The sequence below is a fragment of the Flavobacteriales bacterium genome (assembly GCA_020435415.1).
In the GTDB taxonomy this organism is placed as follows: domain Bacteria; phylum Bacteroidota; class Bacteroidia; order JACJYZ01; family JACJYZ01; genus JACJYZ01.
In genome coordinates this window covers 1-19,626 of record JAGQZQ010000066.1, presented here as the reverse complement: position 1 = coordinate 19,626, position 19,626 = coordinate 1, and the positions used below count along the sequence as shown (strand labels likewise).

The window sequence follows — 19,626 nt, the reverse complement described above, 5'->3', positions numbered from 1 at the left end:
TCCGCCTACCGGGTATATCATTATATTTGGTCGCACAATGAAATCAGGAATGCTGAGATTCAACACAGGACGCTCTGTCTGGACTACGATCATCCCCTTTCTCTACTTTGCGTGGGGGCTATTGTACAGCCATATGCAAGGTCCTTTCTTTCAAACCAGGATCGATCCGGAATACCCCTATCTCCTGAACGGATTACATGCCAGCCTTTTTGAATTCACGCACATCGGACACCTCGATCACCCAGGAACCCCTTTCCAGCTGCTGACCGGTTTTTTCATACGCATGACGCACCTGGCAATAGGCCAAGGCGATTTATACAGCGATGTTTTTCAACGGCCGGAGATGTATCTTTCTGCCGCATCATTTTGCATGGGCATCATAACGATGATTGCATTGACATGGCTGGGGCGTGTTGCACTTTGTCAAACTCAAAATATTCGCTCCGCTGTGGTCATTCAGGCCGCAATGCTTTTGTGCTCTATCACTTTCGGGCTACCTGCACGATTCATGCCCGAGCGGCTAATGTTTGTTATGGCGATCATACTAACGGGGACAATCCTTCCGGCAATATTCTCGGAGATTTCGCCCAAACGATTCTCATTAAAGACAGGCATCATCGGCGGAATATCCCTGGCTACCAAAATCACCACCGCCCCATGGCTGTTACTGCCCCTGGTCATTCTTCCTTCCCGGAAATGGCGAAAGAATTATGGCCTGATTACCGCTGCAACTTTTCTGGTTTGTATTTTACCAATTCTCGGCCGCTTCCGGGATTTCATAAATTTCATTAAACACCTGATCACCAGGGATGGCCAATATGGCGAAGGGGAGGCTCACATCCTGAGTTCTTCGGAGGCTTTCTCAAACCTGTTTGAGATTCTGAACGACAACCTGCTGCTCCTGGTTATGCTGTTGATTCAGATGATTGTTGTTGTACGGTTATGGATCCGTAAGAAACCGGAAGAAATGCGCCTCCGGAACATTTTCACTGCACTCACCGTTGTGATGCTGACGGGCGTTGCCATCCTTCTGAAACATTACAAGAATTATTACATCCTGCCGGTCTCAGAACTCTCGGCACTGGCGATCTTGATGTATTATGTTTTGATAAAAAAATGGTTTACCTCAAAGACAGCACAATCCATTCTCCACGGCACTGTCATCGTTTGTGTTCTTCTGGCCTTGCTTCCGGAAGTAAAAAGGTTGAACCAGTTCAGAAAGGACCAGCGCTCCCGTGGCATGTTTACCGGATTCATTCAAAAACATGTGGGACCGGAAGATTACTTCATCCATACCAACTCATGGCAGGGAGGCCCGGTCCCGCAAACCGGCTTGCTATACGGACAGGCATTTGTACGACACCAGAATAAAACCTTTAATCGACTCGAACCACTTTACGGAAACACCCTCACATATCATGGTGCTGGTCAGCCCCCAAGATACCTGAGTGTCATTGATGTGGATGGAGAAGCACTCATCAAAAGCGGAAAAGATATTTACTTCTATCATGAACCTGCACGTGACGGGCATCCGGTAAAACAATACCTGGACAGCCTGGCCACCGCCCATCAAGTGCATATCTCCACGGATACTGTGTATCGTAATCCACTTACACAACAATTCCTTCTGCGCACCAGAAATACCGATGGGTGGAACATAGTCAATGAAGAACACATCGGTTATGAGCAGTTCTATGAAAACTATACCCTCTATTCCGATGAAGGCATGGGCCCGCTTACTGTATCACCCAATCTGAATGACCGGGAAATGATGAGCGGATATTTTTCAACCAGGGTGGATACCGTGGAACGTTCTTCACCACAATTCATCATCGACAGTGTTAAGCAGGGTGACCTTATTGAGGTAACCGCCATGGTAAAACCGGATCAGGGTGGGTACCCCGGAACACTCGTAGTAAGCTCGGTTCATCTGGCAGCAGACAGTCTGAGCAGCCGCGACACCCGTCAACTGGCATTTCTTTCCAAAGACTGGATCATGATGCGACTTACCTTTGAAGTGCCCCACGATCCCATCATGAACAAACTGCTGATCATGCACCAATACTACGGCGGTGAATACGTGTTGGTCGATAATATGGTGATCCGGCATATGGGGAAAAGGTAGTTTAATTAAGAATTAAAAATGAAGAATGAAGGGGCTTACGAGGTAACGGTATGCCTACCAAAGCCCCGTAGGGGTGATATCTTCGTAGAACCGTGATGCGTTACACCATTCAGCCCCATAGGGGTGTCATCTTTGTAGAACCGTGATGTGTTATACCATTCAGCCCCATAGGGGTGTCATCTTCGTAGAACCGTCATGTGTTATACCATTCAGCCCCGTAGGGGTGACATCTTCGTAAAACCGTGATGCGTTACACCATTCAGCCCCATAGGGGTGTCATCTTCGTAGAACGGTGACGCGTTATACCATTCAGCCCCGTAGGGGTGACATCTTCGTAGAACCGTGATTCGTTATACCATTTAGCCCCATAGGGGTATCATCTTCGTAGAACGGTGACGCGTTATACCATTCAGCCCCGTAGGGGTGTCATCTTTGTAAAAAAAAGTGGCCGGAAGCGCGATTCGGGAAAATACGCCTCCGGCCGGCCCCCCTTGGCCTGATCCTAATCCAATGCAAGGGGGAATTACAGGGTAATCTCAAGCGTAACGGAAGACAGCTGCCTTCTTTTACCTCCCGGCCCAACCGCTTTAATTCCTTCTATCAGGATCTTGTCGCCTCTGTTCAATTGCCGGAATGCCTGTTTCATAAGTCCTGAGAACTTATAGCCACCATGCACCTCAATAGGCGGCACATCTCTGCCCAGAATATACATGGTGTAATCTGTCACATCCCATCTCACACCTTCATATACAAACCCATCCATCTTCGCAACAACGCCCGGATAAGCCATCAACCGATTCTTTTTAATCTTTCCTGTGTTGATATCATCTACCATTGCTATCGGGCTTGGGATCGTCTTGATGCGAAAATTCATACTTCCCATATTCTTCAATTCTCCGTTGCCCACTTCCGCCATGACGGTAATAACTGCCTGGGTCCCTCCCCCCACTTTCGCATGATACTTGCCTTCACCAACCCTCAGCAATGTTCCTGTAGAAATTCGCGGATGAATGCGATCCGCAGGAATTCCGGGAACAGAGATAGATACCGGATTCTCCAGGTCCACATACAATACATTCATCTTTTCCGCAGACACCACGGCACTTGGCACCGCCACCTGATAACTGCTTTGAAATGGAAAGCGACGTTTACCTTCACGCGTCTGTAATTGAATAAGTCCACCCCATTGATGCAAGCCCTCTGTTATCGCGGGAACCATGTATCTGCCCATGCCGGCCTTTACCGGAATAGAATCGTAACCGGGTTTGAGCTTATATTCACCCGGCGAGATCGTATCATACTCACCTACGAATATGACAGGTGCCTGGGTGGTGTCAAAGGCTGCCAGAAAAACGTCGGCCCGGAATGAATCACCACGCAACACATAATTGGTAGGGGCGATCACCGTTCCGGCAACTTTATTGAAAGGAATGGTTTCCCCATCCACATTGGACTTCAGGTCATTGATCACATCAAACTCGGCGTTGCGTACATCATTCTGGATTTTTGACAGCATAGTGATCACCGCCACCAGCGGGAGATCTTCGAAATGATGTTGCTCCCAGGATTGACTGCCTTTGTCGGGATGTGGCTCGGGGTCCGGTGTAGAAAGGTTGTTGTCCAGCGCTTTCAGCAATGCTTCGTTTTGCGGGGCTACAAGGGAAGACAGGAAACTCCGGTAGTCGCCCAGTTTTTCTTTTAGCTCAGCACCTTTCTTCTCAAAGATCATGATCTCAGAAGGTACATCCAGGTTATCCTTTGACTGGATATTGTTCATTGAATATCCGGGGCCGTCTGCCTTTGCAACAATACTTTCCTTGAGTGACCCGATGTAGTTGTAGATCTCATCGGCCTGTTTCTTCACCTGGTATGCCTTTTCACGAAATGGTTTTGCCCTTTCCAACCGCGCCGCCTGCTGATCCAGTGCAGCATAAACCGACTCATTCTTGATCATAAAATTGTCGGTGGTCCTTGTCAGACTATGGTCAACAAGCATAAAGGCATCCAACACTTCCTTCGCCACGTTCAGTGCGAGCAGACAAGTCAGCACGAGGTACATCATGCCGATCATCTTTTGTCTCGGGGATAATTTCTTCTCAGCCATAACAACAGGTATTAGCGTTCAACTTAAGCCGGATGTCTTCCGGCCTCATTCAACACTCATAATACCCGGGCGAGAAAAAAGGAACAGCTTGGTTAAAAGTTTAAGGTTTAAAGTTGCAGGTTCCGTAACCTTAAACTTTAAACCTTAAACCATTAACCACTCAAACTCTCAAGAAAAGATTGGAGAATAATAACGGCGCTTACCTTATCCACGAGCGACTTATCCTGGCGAACCGATTTTTTCGCGCCGGCTGCAAGAATGGAAGCGGTGGCCATCTTGGAGGTAAACCGCTCATCAACCAGAGATCTTGGAATATCCGGGAATGACTTCTGGAGGAGATTGACACATTGGGCAACCGCCTGTGTACCGTGTGTATCGCTTCCGTCGAGACGTTTGGGCATTCCTATCACAAAACGCTCAATCTCTTCTGTCTCCATGTATTTCTTCAGGTAAGCAACCAGCTGTGCCGAAGGAATTGTGTCCAGTGGATTGGCGATCATCTTCATCGGGTCTGTCACGGCGAGACCGGTGCGTTTTGTTCCGTAATCTATGGCAATGATTCGTGACATGATTTGGTGATGTGATGATTTGGTGATGTGAAAATGTAGTAATTTGATAATTTGGTGACCTGCCAGCCGAAGCCTGGGTCATTGCGTGGCAGGCTGGTGTGGTGATGTGAAATTTAGATGATTTGAAAATGTGACAATTTGAAAATGTGGTGATTTGATGTGTGGTGGTTTAGGAATGTAAAGATAGGCTATAGGCCCATACTATATATTCGATCCCTTGTCTAATTTCTAATGTCTATTATCTAGCATCCACTTTCTACTGTCCAATCCCCAACGACTGTTATACTCTTCCCACCCTGCCTACTGCCTACTGCCTACTGCCTACTGGCTACAGCCTACTGGCTACAGCCCCCTACTCCCCATACTGTCCCCGATAAAACCTGTGATCAATACTCATCATCAGCGAATGTTCCCGGAACCAGTTATGGAATGCATCCCACTTTTCTTCGTTCTTCTCTTTCCATGCTTTGAACTCTTCTTCGTCTCCCCTTCTCAGAATCCAATAATTGTATGCCTCCATGTGGCCCGCATCCAATACTTCCTTTTGCAGATCAAAAAGGATGTTGGGGTATTTCTTATCGTGTTCCATGCTAAAATAATTCTCCACAAAACGGGACCGGATCCGATGCAGGGACGCCAGATTGATTTCCTTTTCACTTAATAATGAAACGGTCATGACCATCTCATAGACCATCAGACCATAGGGCAGCTTCAATTCCTGACCCAGATCTTCCGCAGTCATGTTAATCTCAGAACTGCTCAGGCTTACCTGCGCAGAAGTATCTCCGGAAAAGGTGATCTCACTTTTGTATACGTCAAACATCGACTTGCTGATCTCAGCCGCCCTTGGCGTGTTTCCCTCCATGTTGATAAAAATCTCACCGTATATCAACCCCCAGAATTCATCAGTGGAAATAAGGTATATCTGGGCTGCCCTGTAATAATTGGAAGAGAATTCCGGATCCGCTTCAATGCCCTTCTCAAAATACCACAATGCTTTTGCATAATCCTTTGCCATCAATTCCATGATGCCCCGCTCGAGATACAACATTCCGGAATTCGGAAATTTATTGATGCCCGCTTCGTAAGCACTGATGGCTTTGTCCTTCTTTCCGTCCATGTCATAGGCATTGCCCAACATCTGATACACACGATCCATGACCTTCGGATGATCCAACAATCCTTTCAGAACCTTTGCAGCCTTTCCATAGTTCTTCCCCAGGTAATAGGCGTATCCTATCTCATAAGGGAAGGAAATATTATCCGGGTCAAGCTTTTGGGCTTTTTCAAGCAATTCAACGGACGCATCAATCTGACCGGACTCCATGAGCTCTATGGCCTGTCTTCCAAGCTGGACAGCCTCATCATGTTTGGTTTGGCCATTCGCCGTGTTTATCGTTGCGGCGAGGAGGAAAAATATCAGGAAATTTCTCATGGCGACAGGATATGATATTCAGCTTTACCGGAATTTATATGCGGGCTTTTTTTGCAAAAGGCACATCAACAATATAAAGATAACAGAATTCTTAATGAGGTGCAGTTTGCGAATCTCCACCCGAAGTAGAGATCAAATCTTATGATCCAGCGTAAAGCAGTGTGGATGCCTTTCCATCCCCAGCTTCGGGTAATAGTCCACTGCGGCAGGTGCGGACAAAAGAATGAGCTTGGCCTGCGGTGCAACCTTCATGACCTCACGGATCAATTGCTTTCCGATGCCCCGGTTCTGATACTGTTCATCAACGGCCAGATCGGAGAGGTATGTGCAATAACAAAAGTCTGTCAGTCCACGGGCGACTCCTACCAGCAGATCACCGTCCCGGGCCGTGATGACCAGATTGGCATTTTGCACCATCGCACCAAGTCGTTCGATGTCATCAACAGGGCGACGAGCACCCAGGGTGGAACGTATGAGGACAGATTGGAACTCATCCGCGTTCAAGTTTTCTTCCTTCTGATAGATCAGGTTCATTCTGGTCCGGATTCTACATTTAACTTCGCTATTGATGTAAGAGGCGAATGGCAGTTGCCATATGACCCACATTCACATTCACTATATAAACATCCGGTGTCAGATCCGTCAAGGCGATACGTACATGATCATTATACTTCATCACCGTTTCACCTACCTTCCGGCCATCTGATGCAAATATCGATACTTCAATGGACTCATATACCTTATCCAGACTGATCTCTACAAAATCGTTGGCTGGATTTGGATAGGCATTGAACGCGAACCAATCCAGGTCATCAATTCCATCCCCAAGAAACGGAAGTTTGATAAGGAAATATTCATAGTCAGGATAACCCCAGGGAATCACCACATCTGACACTTTTAGCACCGGCATATACACATTGGCGCCAATGCTCACCACATCACCCTTGTATATTCCGGTATCAAGCTGAACAACATCATGAAAAGGCTGGGTGGAATGAAATATATGAAGTGTATCATACACCACCACACCGGTTACGGAATCTGTTATGGTGAAATGAATCCACTCATTCATATAATCCTGGTCAAACGGCTTACATTCTATCTCCAGGTTAAATGCCCATGCTTGCCCTGCAGCCGTTACAGACACCCACACCATCACCCATAAGATGCGGGCTTTAACAATTCGTTTCATAAAAAAGAGAATCAATTGTCATGACTTGTGCGGTGCTATACTGGTATGTTTTTGTTTAATTTCTAACGATCAGCCACTTCACGGCTTTAAACAGTCCGGCTCCAACATAACCCAGAATTCCCAGCTTTGCTTTTTCCGTCATGTTTACCGTGATCGTGGAGTAGCTTGACAAATGCTCAAGCTTATTTAACTTTCCTTCCAACGTATCGATCTCCATGTTCAGTCGTTCCAGTTCCTTCTCCACCCTCAAAGTCTCCTCAACCGTACGGGCCATTTCCAGGAGTTCAAGATAACGCTTTCTTGTCTTGTAAGCATTGTCCAACCGAATTTTATAATCTGTGAACTGGTCGGTCACATCCTCTCCTGTGACATTCCTGTACTTTACTTTACCTAATCGGGTCAATGCGGTTAATGCTTCCTGAAGCTTTTCAGTTTGTACCCGGATCACAGACTTTTTATTTCCAAGGTTCAGGATATACCCCCCATTTTCCCTTGCGATGACCACCAGACGTTGGTTGGTGGTATCCGGGTGTTGCACCACCAGGCCAATGAACGCCTGATAGATCAACTTGCGGGGCAGATCATCTTCATCATTCAGGTAGTTGTGATAAGAATCTTCCGGTTTGCCATCATAATTGACAGATGAAGTTATACATCCGCCGGCAAAAAGCGCCATCATGAGCGTAAGGTACATTGGTTTTAGCATGGCTTTTGAGTTTGGTAAATGATGTGTGGTTCCTGGCACGGGTACATCCGATATGTATATAACGGCGTATTTCTTATAAGATACCGATGGGTACGGTCTCCCCGTCGATTCCAGGGTAAGTGTACCGGGAACACAATGTGCAGGCTAATTCCGGATATTTACTTTAATATGGTCAATGTTTTACCTATGGCCTTGATTAACTTCTTCTCTACCCCTACATCCCCGGAGTAACGCTCCCAGCCGGAGACAACCTCTGCTATCTCGGAAATGATGGCTGTCGGATTTTTCACATTTATCGGGTATGCCACTTCCAATAAATCCTTTTTTGTAATATCTTTTCTTTTTCCGTTAATGCTTAATGCATGTTGTTGTACCCAATCACTTCCAGGGCGGTATGCATGGCAAATATCGTAGGCCGGTGACAAGCGCCATTGCCCTTCCTGATTCATCAAAAATCCGAAGTTCTTGGTATGGTCATCGCAATTCTTTCCCATGACATTGAATACCATTCTACGATATAGCTGTTCCGCTTGAATGTAGGATAAGCGAAGCTCCCTCATGGTTTGAAATAATTGTTCATAACTATAGTAGAGTACATTATTAAAATCAAAATGCTGCAAGGCACAAAAACTTTGTACATGCAATTTCTCGTCATGGTCCAGGCGATCAAAACGGCGTGTCATAAAATGTGCACGCCCATTCTCTTCCATCAGGCGACATTCGGTCATTTCTATGCCGGCATCTACGGCCATATTATGATAGGCCATTTCTACACGGCCATAGCCACTGGATGCATTAAACTGAGTGTCCGTCACTCCATCAAATTTGATAAGCCATTGAGAGAACCCTTCGGGTGCCTTGGCCTGTCCACTTCTGACTTCACCTGTTTTTTGATTATACGCAATCAGAGCCTTAGCCCTGGCTCCACCGGCGGAGGTTCCGATCTTCAGTATATCCAGCAGGGATTTCTCCTCAGCTTCCGAAAGCTTGGTTGCAAAATTCGTACGTTCGTCCAGAATCTTTTGTGCCATTTCGATGAGCCCCTCCAGTTCGAGTTCGGTGGATTGTGATGATGTCTCAGGTATGGCTGGCTCTATCTCAAGTGCACCCATGCTCCTGTTGCCAATAAAGCATAGGAGTTCAACCGGATTCATACTATCCATGGGGCGTCCGTGACGCGCAAGCCAGGTGTTGATCAGGGCATTTCCATATTTGTCCGGTAACATATCAGCCAACAGTCCGGGCAAACCCCGAAATGTATTTGAATTACGTAACTCCGGAAAGGAAAAAACCCTGTTCACTGCATTACGGATGGGCATTTTAACAGGTGCCAGATCCAGGCCTTTTTTTACAAATGACTGGGTATACTCAAACGATGCGGTTTGGGTAGCGGAATCCCAGGCAATAGCTCCCGCCTGATGATTCCATATGTTAACAAAAGCAGTGGTAATCATTACCAGTCGTATAAATGTTCGTCATCATCCTTACCCTTTTTTCCGGATGCCCTTTTGCGCTTATTTTGTTCCAATCTGGCCAATTGTATGGGACTTACCTGAGGGCTGATTTTGAAGCTTTCCAATACATGAAGTTGACCGAGTGACCTGAGCAGTTGAATCAAGGTAAGGGTGTTGGACCGCTTTCCCTGTTCAAATTCACTTAGTGTAGAACGATTGATGCCAGCTTCCTTCGCCAGTTGATCCTGGGTTTTATTCTGTTCCAACCGGTGATGTTTAACAAAGACTCCAAGTATTTTTAATAATGCCATGTCATTAAGCACATGCCACTCATTGCTTGTTTTATCCATCACTATTATCGTTTATTGCACTTAATGACGTTTTTACCCAACAAATGTAAACATAATACTTGCCTCTACCAAAATACCATCAAAAAAACGCTGGATCAATTCCCCATGAACGTCTGACTTCCCTGAACGCGCTATCTATTATAAATACCTGAAATAAAGTATCTATTCATGCACACCAGGAACCGTCCGCCCGAATTGACTATTTTTGTCGCTCACATAAAAAACATCACATTGCAAGCATTACAAACAACCATTGAAGCCGCCTGGGAAAACCGGGAGCTATTGAAAGAAGAACAAACCCGGCAGACCATCGCCGAGGTGATCGAAGGACTGGACAAAGGCACCATACGGGTGGCTGAGCCTCATACCGACGGTTGGAAGGTAAATGAGTGGGTAAAGAAAGCGGTGATCCTCTACTTCCCCATCAGGGAGAATAAAACCATGCATGCCGGCCCGTTGGAATTTCATGACAAGCTGGAACTTAAAACAGGTTATAAAGAATTAGGCGTACGCGTGGTACCACATGCCGTTTCCAGGTATGGTGCATACATTTCACGTGGCGTGATCATGATGCCTTCGTACGTGAACATCGGCGCTTATGTTGACGAAGGGTCGATGGTAGATACATGGGCTACCGTAGGATCCTGTGCACAGATCGGAAAGAATGTTCACCTCAGCGGAGGTGTGGGCATCGGCGGTGTGCTTGAGCCTGTTCAGGCGGCACCCGTGATCATTGAAGATAATGCCTTTATCGGATCACGGTGTATTGTTGTAGAGGGGGTACGTGTTGAAAAAGAAGCCGTACTGGGCGCCAATGTCGTACTCACTTCATCTACCAAAATCATTGATGTGACCGGTAATGAGCCAAAAGAATACAAAGGTATCGTCCCCGCCCGTTCGGTGGTGATCCCGGGTTCATATACCAAGACTTTTCCAGCAGGTAACTACCAGGTATCATGTGCCCTGATCATAGGACAACGAAAGGAATCCACAGACAAGAAGACCTCTTTGAACTCGGCTTTACGGGAATACGATGTGGCTGTTTAACCCCGTTAAATGGCAGCCTACCTTATCATACAAACAGCCTTTATCGGAGATGTGATCCTGGCAACTTCGGTGGCCGAGAGTATTCACAAAACCAATCCGGAGGCTTCCATTGATATGGTAGTCAGAAAGGGCAACGAGGGACTGTTGGCAAATCACCCCTTTATTCGCCGCGTCATTACATGGGAAAAGAGAGAAAATAAATTACCCAATCTGTTGCGTACGATCCGTGAGATCAGAAAAACAGAATATGATAGGGTCATCAACCTGCAACGGTTTTTTTCTACCGGATGGATGACATGGCGCTCCAGGGCCAATGAGAAATGGGGATTCAAAAAGAATCCCCTGGCATTCACCTTCTCCGGCACAGCTGAGCATGAGATTTCACAAGGGGTTCACGAGGTAGACCGGAACCATCGTCTTATTGCGGATGTTGCCGGGGATCAACCTGTTCCTCCTAGGCTTTACCCTACTGCTGATGACGAACGTTCCATCCAACCCTACCTCCATGGTCCTTATGTATGTATGGCACCAGCGTCAGTCTGGTTCACGAAACAGTTACCTGCTGAAAAGTGGCTGGAGCTGATCCGGAATATTTCTGCGGACCTCACCATCTATCTCCTGGGCGGTAAGTCCGATTACGACCTGTGTGAGATGCTCGTCACCAAGGCCACCGGATCCAAGATCATCAATGTGGCAGGGAAATTAAACTTCCTGGAATCTGCCGCACTGATGAAACAGGCCCGTATGAATTATGTGAATGACAGTGCACCTCTGCACATGGCCACCGCCATGAACGCCCCGGTCACAGCTTTCTTTTGCTCCACCACCCCTGATTTCGGTTTCGGACCACGAAGCTCCGACAGCACGATCTCTCAGGCAAACCCGGCACCATCTTGCAAACCATGTGGCCTGCATGGCCTGTCTTCCTGCCCGCAAAAGCACTTTCGCTGTGCGCTGGAGATCGAAACAAGCCGGGTTGCAGTTTGATCACCCTATCTTTGAACTTATGAACACCAAGCCGTTTGCCATGATAGAAGAGACCGTGCGCACGCTTAAAACAGGCGGCACCATCCTGTACCCGACAGATACCATATGGGGACTGGGGTGTGATGCAACCAACGAAGATGCCGTCAGAAAAATATATGCACTCAAAAACAGGGAAGACAGCAAAAGCCTCATCATCCTGATAGATCATGTCCAAAGACTTTCACAATACCTGACCCATATTCCTCCCGGCGCACTGGAGCTGATCGAAGCCGCCAACAAACCGCTGACGCTCATCTACCCGGATGCCTCGGGCCTGGCTGCCAATGTTCTGGCGGAGGACGGCTCGGTAGCCATTCGTATTGCCAGGCATGCCTTTTGTGAACAGTTGATCGCGTCTTTCGGAAAACCAATCGTATCCACATCGGCCAATATCAGTGGACAACCTTACCCTGTGACGTTCGATGAAGTCTCGCCTGACATTTTGAACGGCGTTGATTATGTGGTAAATTTGCCCACCGAAATTAGCAACCCCAAGCCTTCAACCATTATCAAGCTGGACAGGCAAGGAAATCAAACCCTGATCCGGCCCTGAATACGTGCTGAGTCAATTGTCACATAAATTAACCCATCCGGTTTTTAAAACCGTTTCCTCAATCGTGGAGGAAACTGGTCAGGAAGCTTATGTCATTGGCGGATTTGTGCGGGATCTGATCCTTGGACGCCCTTCAAAAGACATCGATATTGTGGTGGTCGGTAATGGCATAGAACTCGCCAAAGAAGTTTCCCGAAGAGACGGGACCAGTTCCCTCGTTAGCGTGTTCAAGAACTTCGGCACGGCGATGATCAACTATGGCGATATTGAGGTGGAGTTTGTGGGTGCCCGGAAAGAGTCATACCGGAGCCAGTCGAGAAAACCGATTGTAGAGGATGGTAGTCTGGAAGATGATCAAAAGAGACGTGACTTTACCATCAACGCCCTGGCCATACACCTCAGTCCTGATCGCTTCGGTGAACTGATCGATCCGTTCAACGGTATCGGCGACATGGAGGAAGGCATTATCCGGACACCGTTGGCCCCTGAATCTACCTATTCAGATGACCCGCTTCGTATGATGCGCGCCATACGGTTTGCCACGCAGCTCGGATTTTCCATTGAAGAAAATTCATTAAAGGCGATTCATGACCAACGCGAACGAATCGGTATCGTCTCCGGTGAGCGGATTGCAGATGAACTGAATAAGATTATTCTTGCACCCAAGCCTTCGGTAGGACTGTCACTGCTTTTCGACACCGGTTTGCTTCATATCATATTTCCGGAACTCGTAGCATTGCAAGGTGTGAAAACCGTAAACAACCTGAGTCACAAGGATAATTTTTATCATACCCTTCAGGTGCTGGACAACGTCGCCGAACATAGCGACAACCTGTGGCTCCGATGGGCCGCCATTCTCCACGACATCGCCAAACCCGCCACCCAACGTTTTGAAGCGGGTCGCGGATGGACCTTCCATGGGCATGAAGATAAAGGCGGACGAATGGTTCCAGGCATCTTCAGAAAATTAAAACTGCCGCTGAACGAGAAGATGAAATATGTTCAGAAACTTGTTCGCCTGCACCTCCGCCCCATCGCTCTTGTTGATGGTGATGTGACCGATTCTGCTGTACGCCGTCTGCTTTTCGAAGCAGGCGATGATATTGATGACCTGATGACGTTGTGTGATGCAGATATCACCTCCAAAAACAAACAAAAAGTCAAACGGTACAAAGACAATTTCCTGCTGGTTCGCGAAAAACTGAAGGAGGTGGAGGAAAGTGACCGGTTGCGAAACTGGCAACCACCTATCGATGGCGAACAGATTATTAAAACCTTTAACCTTACACCCGGCCGTGCCGTAGGGGATATCAAAAATGCCATTCGCGAAGCCATCCTCGAAGGCGAGATCCACAACGATTACGACAGCGCATACGAATATATGCTGAAGGTCGGAAAGGATATGGGGTTGAAGGTTAGTAGACAGTAGACGGTAGATAGTAGATAGTAGATATTGGTTGGGAATGACCGGAAATTCGAAACACCTGATTGTGATTGGCGGACCAACAGCTTCCGGTAAAACGGCAACAGCGGTCCATTGGGCAAAGGCACTTGGCGGTGAACTGATCTCCGCAGATTCCAGGCAGGTATACCGTGAAATGAAAATCGGGACAGACCGGCCTGATGTTGACTCACTGCAAGGCATACCATGTTACCTTTCCGGCTCGGTTTCCATTCATGATCCGTTTGACACCGCCGACTTCGAACAACAGGCACTTGAAGCAATCGGTGCCATTCACCGGAAAAATGCCGTTGCCATTCTGGTAGGCGGCACAGGTCTTTACATCAACGCCGTGTGCGAAGGCCTTGACGAAATGCCGGATGTCCCGGCAAACATCAGAACCGACCTGAACAATACACTCGAAACAGAAGGCATCGAAAAATTAAAAGAGGAATTGAAACGATCGGACCCGGTGTTTTACACGCAGGCAGATATAGAAAATCCGAGAAGGGTGATCAGGGCACTTGAGATTTACCGTGCCACCGGTAAGCCCTATTCTTCTTTCAGAAAAAAAGATGCCATTGCGAGACCTTTTAGCATTACCTGGCTGGCATTGGATGCAGACAGGGAAGTGTTGTATGAGAAAATCAACGAGCGGGTTGATATGATGATGGCGTCCGGCCTGGAAGAAGAAGCACGGAAACTTTACCCATTCCGCGATCTCCCCGCCCTGCATACCATAGGCTACCAGGAACTGTTCAGTTATTTCGATGGCAATATCTCCATGGAAAAAGCGGTGAACCTGATCAAACAAAACAGCCGGAGATACGCCAAACGACAATGGACCTGGTTCAGGAACGATGGGAGATACCAGTGGATGAACAAAGACATTTCGGACGACATCCTCAACGAATGGAAACAAGAACACCTTGCGTAACCTGCTGAAATACTACCGCGATCTCGACCGCAACACACTCTTTGTGATCGGTGCGCAGTTTTTTATACAGCTGATCAATGTGTCCTTCCTGTCAATCCTGCTTATCTATATGTCTAAAGAAGGGTATGAGGATTACGAAAGTGCCGACTTCTTCTCCTACCGCTTTCTCGGTGTTCTTCTCTTTGCACTTCCCATCGGAATTCTGATCCGCCATTACAGGCTAAAGCCATTCTTCGTGGCCTCGTCCCTGATAGTCCCGCTCATTTCATTGGTATTGATATACGCGGTACACAGTCACCAGTCTGCCCTTTTGTATTGCAGCACCTTCTTATGGGGACTGTTCTTTTCGGTGATGCAGGTAAGCGTATTGCCGTATATTCTTCGCAACACCAGGCCTGAAATACATACAGAAGCATTTGCCCTAAGCTTCAGTACCTGGAGTCTTAGTGGTATCCTTGGCGGTTCATTAATCCACCTGTTACACAAACTGGATCCTGACTTCTTCACCGAACGTACGCTCCTCATGATCATCTCCGCGATGGGATTGCTCAGCCTGTTCTTTTCATTACGGATCAACAGGGACAATGGACCGGAAGAAAGTACACCCAAAACATTCAGGTTTAACCAATACGATTGGGGCGTGATCGCCAAAGCCATGTTTCCCACGTTGATCATTGCATCAGGAGCCGGACTAACCATCCAGTTCATGAGTTTGTTTTTCTTTAACATCCACGGGATGGATTCATACCCTTTTGCATTACTCAATGCCGTTGCACTGGTGATCGTATTCTTTAGCATCATCGTTGTCCCGACCATCAAGCGTAAGCTGGGTTACAAGATCGCGATCACCGCAACCCAAACAATCGCGGTTATGGCATTGGTTGTACTGGCCACCACAGAGTTTTACAGCACCCTGAATATTGCCCTTTACATCGCATTTGCAGCCTACCTGATCCGGCAGCCATTGATGAATATGGCCAACCCCATGGCTTCTGAATTGGTGATGAAATATGTAGGGAAGAAGAACCAGGAGATTATCAGCGCTTTGACTTCCGCTACCTGGTCCGGAAGCTGGTTCATCAGTGCGCGCATTTTCAAGGTCATGAGGGAACATGAGGTTCGATACGCACATATTTTCCTGATCACGGCAGGACTGTATGCATTGGGTGTTTTCATGTACCACCGACTGATCGTGGATTATGAAAGACGAGATGTTTAAGGTAATTTGAAGATGTGATGATTTGGTGATGTGGTGATGGGATAATTTGGTGATGTGGTAATGTGATGATGTGATGATTTGGTGATTTGGTGATGTGCCAGCCGAAGCGCTAGCCATTGCAAGGCAGGATGGCCTGCCAGCCGACGCTTGGGCTATTGCGGGGCAGGCTGGTGTGATGATAAACTCAAATGCATACGGTTGGACAACCTTAAACTTTAAACCTTAAACTCTAAACCTTAAACTTTAAACCTTAAACTTTAAACCCCACCCCGTCGTCATGACAAAAAAAGAACGATACGAAAAGATCCTCGACTACTTCAGCAAACATAACCCGGATGCCGAAACGGAACTTCAATATCAGGATCCGTTCAGTTTGCTGGTGGCGGTGATCCTTTCTGCGCAGTGCACGGACAAGAGGGTGAACATGGTTACCCCGGATCTTCTGAAAGACTATCCAACCCCTCAAAGCATGGGTCGTGTGGATGCAGAAACCATCTTTCCGTATATCCGGAGCATCTCATACCCCAACAACAAATCAAAACATCTGGTAGGTATGGCAAAAATGCTCGTAGATGATTTCGGCGGCAAGGTCCCTTCAGACATAAAGGATCTGCAGAAGCTCCCGGGGGTCGGGAGAAAAACCGCCAATGTCATAGCATCTGTTGTATACAACAAACCGGCCATGGCGGTGGACACGCATGTTTTCAGGGTATCGGCCCGCATCGGTCTTACTACAAATGCAAAAACACCCCTTGAAACCGAGAAGCAGCTGGTAAAATATATTCCCGAACATTTATTACCGGTCGCCCACCACTGGCTCATACTTCACGGACGTTACGTATGCACCGCACGAAACCCTGCCTGCAACACCTGTGGCATCCGGGAATACTGTAAATACGGATCAAAACGAAATGCATAATGCTTCAGCCAACCTTAAACCTCCAACCTTAAACCTTAAACCTTAAACCTTAAACCTTAAACCTTAAACCTTAAACCTTAAACCCTGATCCCTAAACCTTAAACTTTTTCCTATTTTTGTCCTTATTTAAAATCATTCTAAATAGCTTTGTCGCAGTCCACCGCCATACAAGTGATTCTTGCAGATGATCAGTTTCTGACCCGAAAAGGGTTGGCATCACTGATCAATGAAGAAGAGAGCATTCAGGTGGTGGCGGAGGCTTCCACCAAACAGGAGTTGTACAAGCACACCCTGATTCATCACCCTGAGGTAGTGATCATCAATTACGATGATGATGCTTTCACCCTTGATGATATCACCGGGCTTCGGAACCTTGAGCCGAACACATACTTTCTGGCCATTACGCCGGATCAGACAAAATTCAGGATTCAGGATGCCATTGATGCCGGTGTTACAGGGCATATCCTGAAAAGATGTTCAAGAGAAGAGATCCTGGACGCCATTCATGCCACGGCCAAAGGAGAGAAATTTTTCTGCAGCAAGGTGGTGGATACACTCATGAAGAATGGTGGAGATACGGGAACAACGCGTGCCTCAGAGGTCACCTGTGATCCTGTTAATTTGTCTGAACGGGAACTGGAGATCATTCGCATGGTGGCCGACGGACTGACCAACAAAGAGATTGCTGACAAGCTTTTTATCAGCGCGCATACCGTGACCACCCACCGTAAGAACATCATGGCCAAGCTGGAGTTGAATAACACCGCTGGCCTGGTGATGTATGCCGTAAAAAGTGGCATTGTTGCCACCGGTACCGAATAGCAATTATCGCTTCATTTCTTAGTACATTCGTGAAAATTATTCCCATGAAAAAATTGTTGCTGATCAGCAATTCCACTATGCCGGGTGAACCGTTCTTCACCTGGCCCCGTCAATATCTGGTAGATTTTTTGAAAGGCTCAGGCCCGGTTGCTTTTCTGCCATATGCCGGTGTATCCCTTGGCATGGATAAATACTTTGATATCGTTGAACGGATGCTCGGTCAATTAGCGATCGACAGCTTTTCACTGCACCATGAGAAAGACCCGATTGCGGCCCTTGACCGGGCGGGTGCCATCATGACCGGCGGCGGAAATTCTTTTTGCCTGGCCAGGTCCATACAACAGTTGTCGCTCGTTGAGAAGATCCGTGACATGGTTGATTCAGGCACGCCCTATGTCGGTTGGAGTGCCGGAGCCAATGTCGCCTGCCCGACGATCAAAACTACCAACGATATGCCTATTGTGGAAGTAACGACCCTGGAGGCCTTCCGGCTGGTCCATTTTCAGATCAATCCCCACTACACCGAAGCCACCCTGCCAGATCACGGTGGAGAATCGCGCATAGACAGACTGAAGGAGTTCCTGATCATGAACCCGAAAATGAGGGTTGCCGGACTTCCGGAAGGCTCACTGCTGCGAATCGAAGGGAATCAACTCACCGTTCACGGCAAAGCCATCAAGGTCTTTGAAGCACCTGATCGCGTAACCGAATATGCCGAAGGCAGCCGGTTAAGCCTCACCCTGGCTCCCTTGGCGGAATGACCACACGAATGGTTGCTGTTACGGCAGGCATCTTACTGTCTGCCTTGATCCTTACCGAACACCTGATGGGCTGGCGAATCGGTGTATTCAGCAGCGTCGCGACCATGGCTCTTCTGGTGCTTTCAGTATCCATTGTGGTTCCCACCGCCTTTCTGAAAAATGCGGACGATCCGATCCGGCAGGCGTTTAAAAGCGGCCTTTCCGCGAGTGTGATCCTGGGAGGATTTGCAGCCATATCTGTTGTTATTCTTCATCATTGGTTACACCCGGAATTCATCGAAGAGATTCTTGTCAAAACAAGAGAAGTCATGTCTGCCGAAAGTGCATCCGAAGAAGACATAAAAGCCGCACTGGCCCTAAAAAAGAAAATGTTCTCCCCGTTCGTACTGATGGCCACCACGTTATTTAAATTGATATTTTCCGGCGGCCTGCTCTCTTTGATTGTCACCGGGATCATGGTGGTGATTAAGAGGAAATGACCTGCTAATGCGGTGATGTGCCAATGTGATAATGTGCTAATGCGATGACCTGCCAGCCGAAGCGCTAGCCATTGCAAGGCAGGCTGGTGTGATGATGGATGCATTATCCATTTTCTAATGTCTATTTTCTAATATCTAATGTCTATTATCCATTGCCCCAACCACAAACCACCCTCCTCCGCTAAAGCTACGGCCTTGCTCCGCCATAGCGGCTACGCGAAGGCGATGCGGGCAATGCAAACTTTAAACTTTAAACTTTAAACTACAAACCTCAAACCACCCATGTCCGTCATCCATACACACACATTTAAATCCCCCTATGGTGAACTGATCCTGGGTTCCTGGAACAATCAACTTTGTCTGTGCGACTGGAGATACCGAAAGATAAGGCATGCCGTGGATGAGCGGATCAAAAAACACCTTCATGCCGATTTCGTTGAAGAAGAAACGGAAGTCATCAACGCTACCATGCAACAGCTTAGCGAAT

General features: G+C 47.4%; 20 protein-coding genes. 12 read left to right on the top strand and 8 right to left on the bottom strand.

Features of this window, described 5'->3' with window-relative positions; all coding sequences use genetic code 11:
• Window positions 1–2,125 (top strand): hypothetical protein (locus tag KDD36_10855; GenBank protein ID MCB0397147.1); only part of this gene is annotated, 2,125 nt, incomplete at its 5' end.
• A gap of 523 nt (window positions 2,126–2,648) precedes the next feature.
• Here KDD36_10855 and gldM read toward each other — a convergent pair.
• From gldM to KDD36_10815, 8 genes are all read right to left on the bottom strand, one after another.
• The gene (gldM, locus tag KDD36_10850) at window positions 2,649–4,229 is read right to left on the bottom strand and encodes a gliding motility protein GldM (GenBank protein MCB0397146.1); all 1,581 of its coding nucleotides are present in this window, start codon (window positions 4,227–4,229) and stop codon (window positions 2,649–2,651) included.
• Between the two features lie 152 nt (window positions 4,230–4,381).
• Entirely contained in the window at window positions 4,382–4,798 is a 417-nt protein-coding gene (gene ruvX / locus KDD36_10845; protein MCB0397145.1) for a Holliday junction resolvase RuvX, read from the bottom strand.
• Between the two features lie 352 nt (window positions 4,799–5,150).
• On the bottom strand, window positions 5,151–6,233 hold the full coding sequence (locus KDD36_10840) for a tetratricopeptide repeat protein (GenBank protein MCB0397144.1): 1,083 nt from the start codon (window positions 6,231–6,233) through the stop codon (window positions 5,151–5,153).
• 132 nt (window positions 6,234–6,365) lie between these two features.
• A complete protein-coding gene (locus KDD36_10835; GenBank protein ID MCB0397143.1) occupies window positions 6,366–6,767 on the bottom strand; it encodes a GNAT family N-acetyltransferase in 402 nt (133 codons plus the stop codon).
• A 28-nt stretch (window positions 6,768–6,795) separates the two neighbouring features.
• Window positions 6,796–7,425, bottom strand: a complete 630-nt coding sequence (locus KDD36_10830) for a T9SS type A sorting domain-containing protein (protein ID MCB0397142.1) — start codon at window positions 7,423–7,425, stop codon at window positions 6,796–6,798.
• Between the two features lie 55 nt (window positions 7,426–7,480).
• Window positions 7,481–8,131, bottom strand: a complete 651-nt coding sequence (locus KDD36_10825; GenBank protein ID MCB0397141.1) for a DUF4349 domain-containing protein — start codon at window positions 8,129–8,131, stop codon at window positions 7,481–7,483.
• Between the two features lie 158 nt (window positions 8,132–8,289).
• Complete coding sequence (locus KDD36_10820; GenBank protein ID MCB0397140.1) at window positions 8,290–9,585, bottom strand: type II toxin-antitoxin system HipA family toxin; 1,296 nt, start codon at window positions 9,583–9,585, stop codon at window positions 8,290–8,292.
• Window positions 9,585–9,935, bottom strand: coding sequence for a helix-turn-helix transcriptional regulator (locus KDD36_10815; protein MCB0397139.1), 351 nt, complete (start codon window positions 9,933–9,935; stop codon window positions 9,585–9,587). Before KDD36_10815 ends, KDD36_10820 begins: the two co-directional genes overlap by 1 nt.
• A gap of 231 nt (window positions 9,936–10,166) precedes the next feature.
• Between KDD36_10815 and KDD36_10810 the strand changes: the two genes are divergently transcribed.
• The 11 genes from KDD36_10810 to KDD36_10760 all read left to right on the top strand — a co-directional run.
• Window positions 10,167–10,982: a 2,3,4,5-tetrahydropyridine-2,6-dicarboxylate N-succinyltransferase gene (locus tag KDD36_10810; protein MCB0397138.1), complete on the top strand. Its 816-nt coding sequence runs from the start codon at window positions 10,167–10,169 to the stop codon at window positions 10,980–10,982.
• A 9-nt stretch (window positions 10,983–10,991) separates the two neighbouring features.
• The gene (locus KDD36_10805; protein MCB0397137.1) at window positions 10,992–11,969 is read left to right on the top strand and encodes a glycosyltransferase family 9 protein; all 978 of its coding nucleotides are present in this window, start codon (window positions 10,992–10,994) and stop codon (window positions 11,967–11,969) included.
• Window positions 11,970–12,009: 40 nt separating this feature from the next.
• Complete coding sequence (locus KDD36_10800; GenBank protein ID MCB0397136.1) at window positions 12,010–12,561, top strand: threonylcarbamoyl-AMP synthase; 552 nt, start codon at window positions 12,010–12,012, stop codon at window positions 12,559–12,561.
• Window positions 12,562–12,568: 7 nt separating this feature from the next.
• Window positions 12,569–13,990 carry an HD domain-containing protein gene (locus KDD36_10795; GenBank protein ID MCB0397135.1) on the top strand — a complete coding sequence of 474 codons (1,422 nt, stop codon included), beginning with the start codon at window positions 12,569–12,571 and terminating at the stop codon, window positions 13,988–13,990.
• 34 nt (window positions 13,991–14,024) lie between these two features.
• A complete protein-coding gene (gene miaA, locus KDD36_10790; GenBank protein ID MCB0397134.1) occupies window positions 14,025–14,939 on the top strand; it encodes a tRNA (adenosine(37)-N6)-dimethylallyltransferase MiaA in 915 nt (304 codons plus the stop codon).
• Entirely contained in the window at window positions 14,932–16,158 is a 1,227-nt protein-coding gene (locus KDD36_10785) for an MFS transporter (protein MCB0397133.1), read from the top strand. Before miaA ends, KDD36_10785 begins: the two co-directional genes overlap by 8 nt.
• Before the next feature lie 277 nt (window positions 16,159–16,435).
• Window positions 16,436–17,077 (top strand): endonuclease III, encoded by a 642-nt coding sequence (gene nth / locus KDD36_10780; GenBank protein ID MCB0397132.1) that lies wholly within the window; start codon window positions 16,436–16,438, stop codon window positions 17,075–17,077.
• Between the two features lie 147 nt (window positions 17,078–17,224).
• On the top strand, window positions 17,225–17,899 hold the full coding sequence (locus KDD36_10775; GenBank protein ID MCB0397131.1) for a response regulator transcription factor: 675 nt from the start codon (window positions 17,225–17,227) through the stop codon (window positions 17,897–17,899).
• Window positions 17,900–17,943: 44 nt separating this feature from the next.
• Complete coding sequence (gene pepE / locus KDD36_10770) at window positions 17,944–18,660, top strand: dipeptidase PepE (protein MCB0397130.1); 717 nt, start codon at window positions 17,944–17,946, stop codon at window positions 18,658–18,660.
• On the top strand, window positions 18,657–19,139 hold the full coding sequence (locus KDD36_10765) for a DUF4199 domain-containing protein (GenBank protein ID MCB0397129.1): 483 nt from the start codon (window positions 18,657–18,659) through the stop codon (window positions 19,137–19,139). Before pepE ends, KDD36_10765 begins: the two co-directional genes overlap by 4 nt.
• Before the next feature lie 282 nt (window positions 19,140–19,421).
• On the top strand, window positions 19,422–19,626 hold a 205-nt coding region (locus KDD36_10760; GenBank protein ID MCB0397128.1), incomplete at its 3' end, for a cysteine methyltransferase.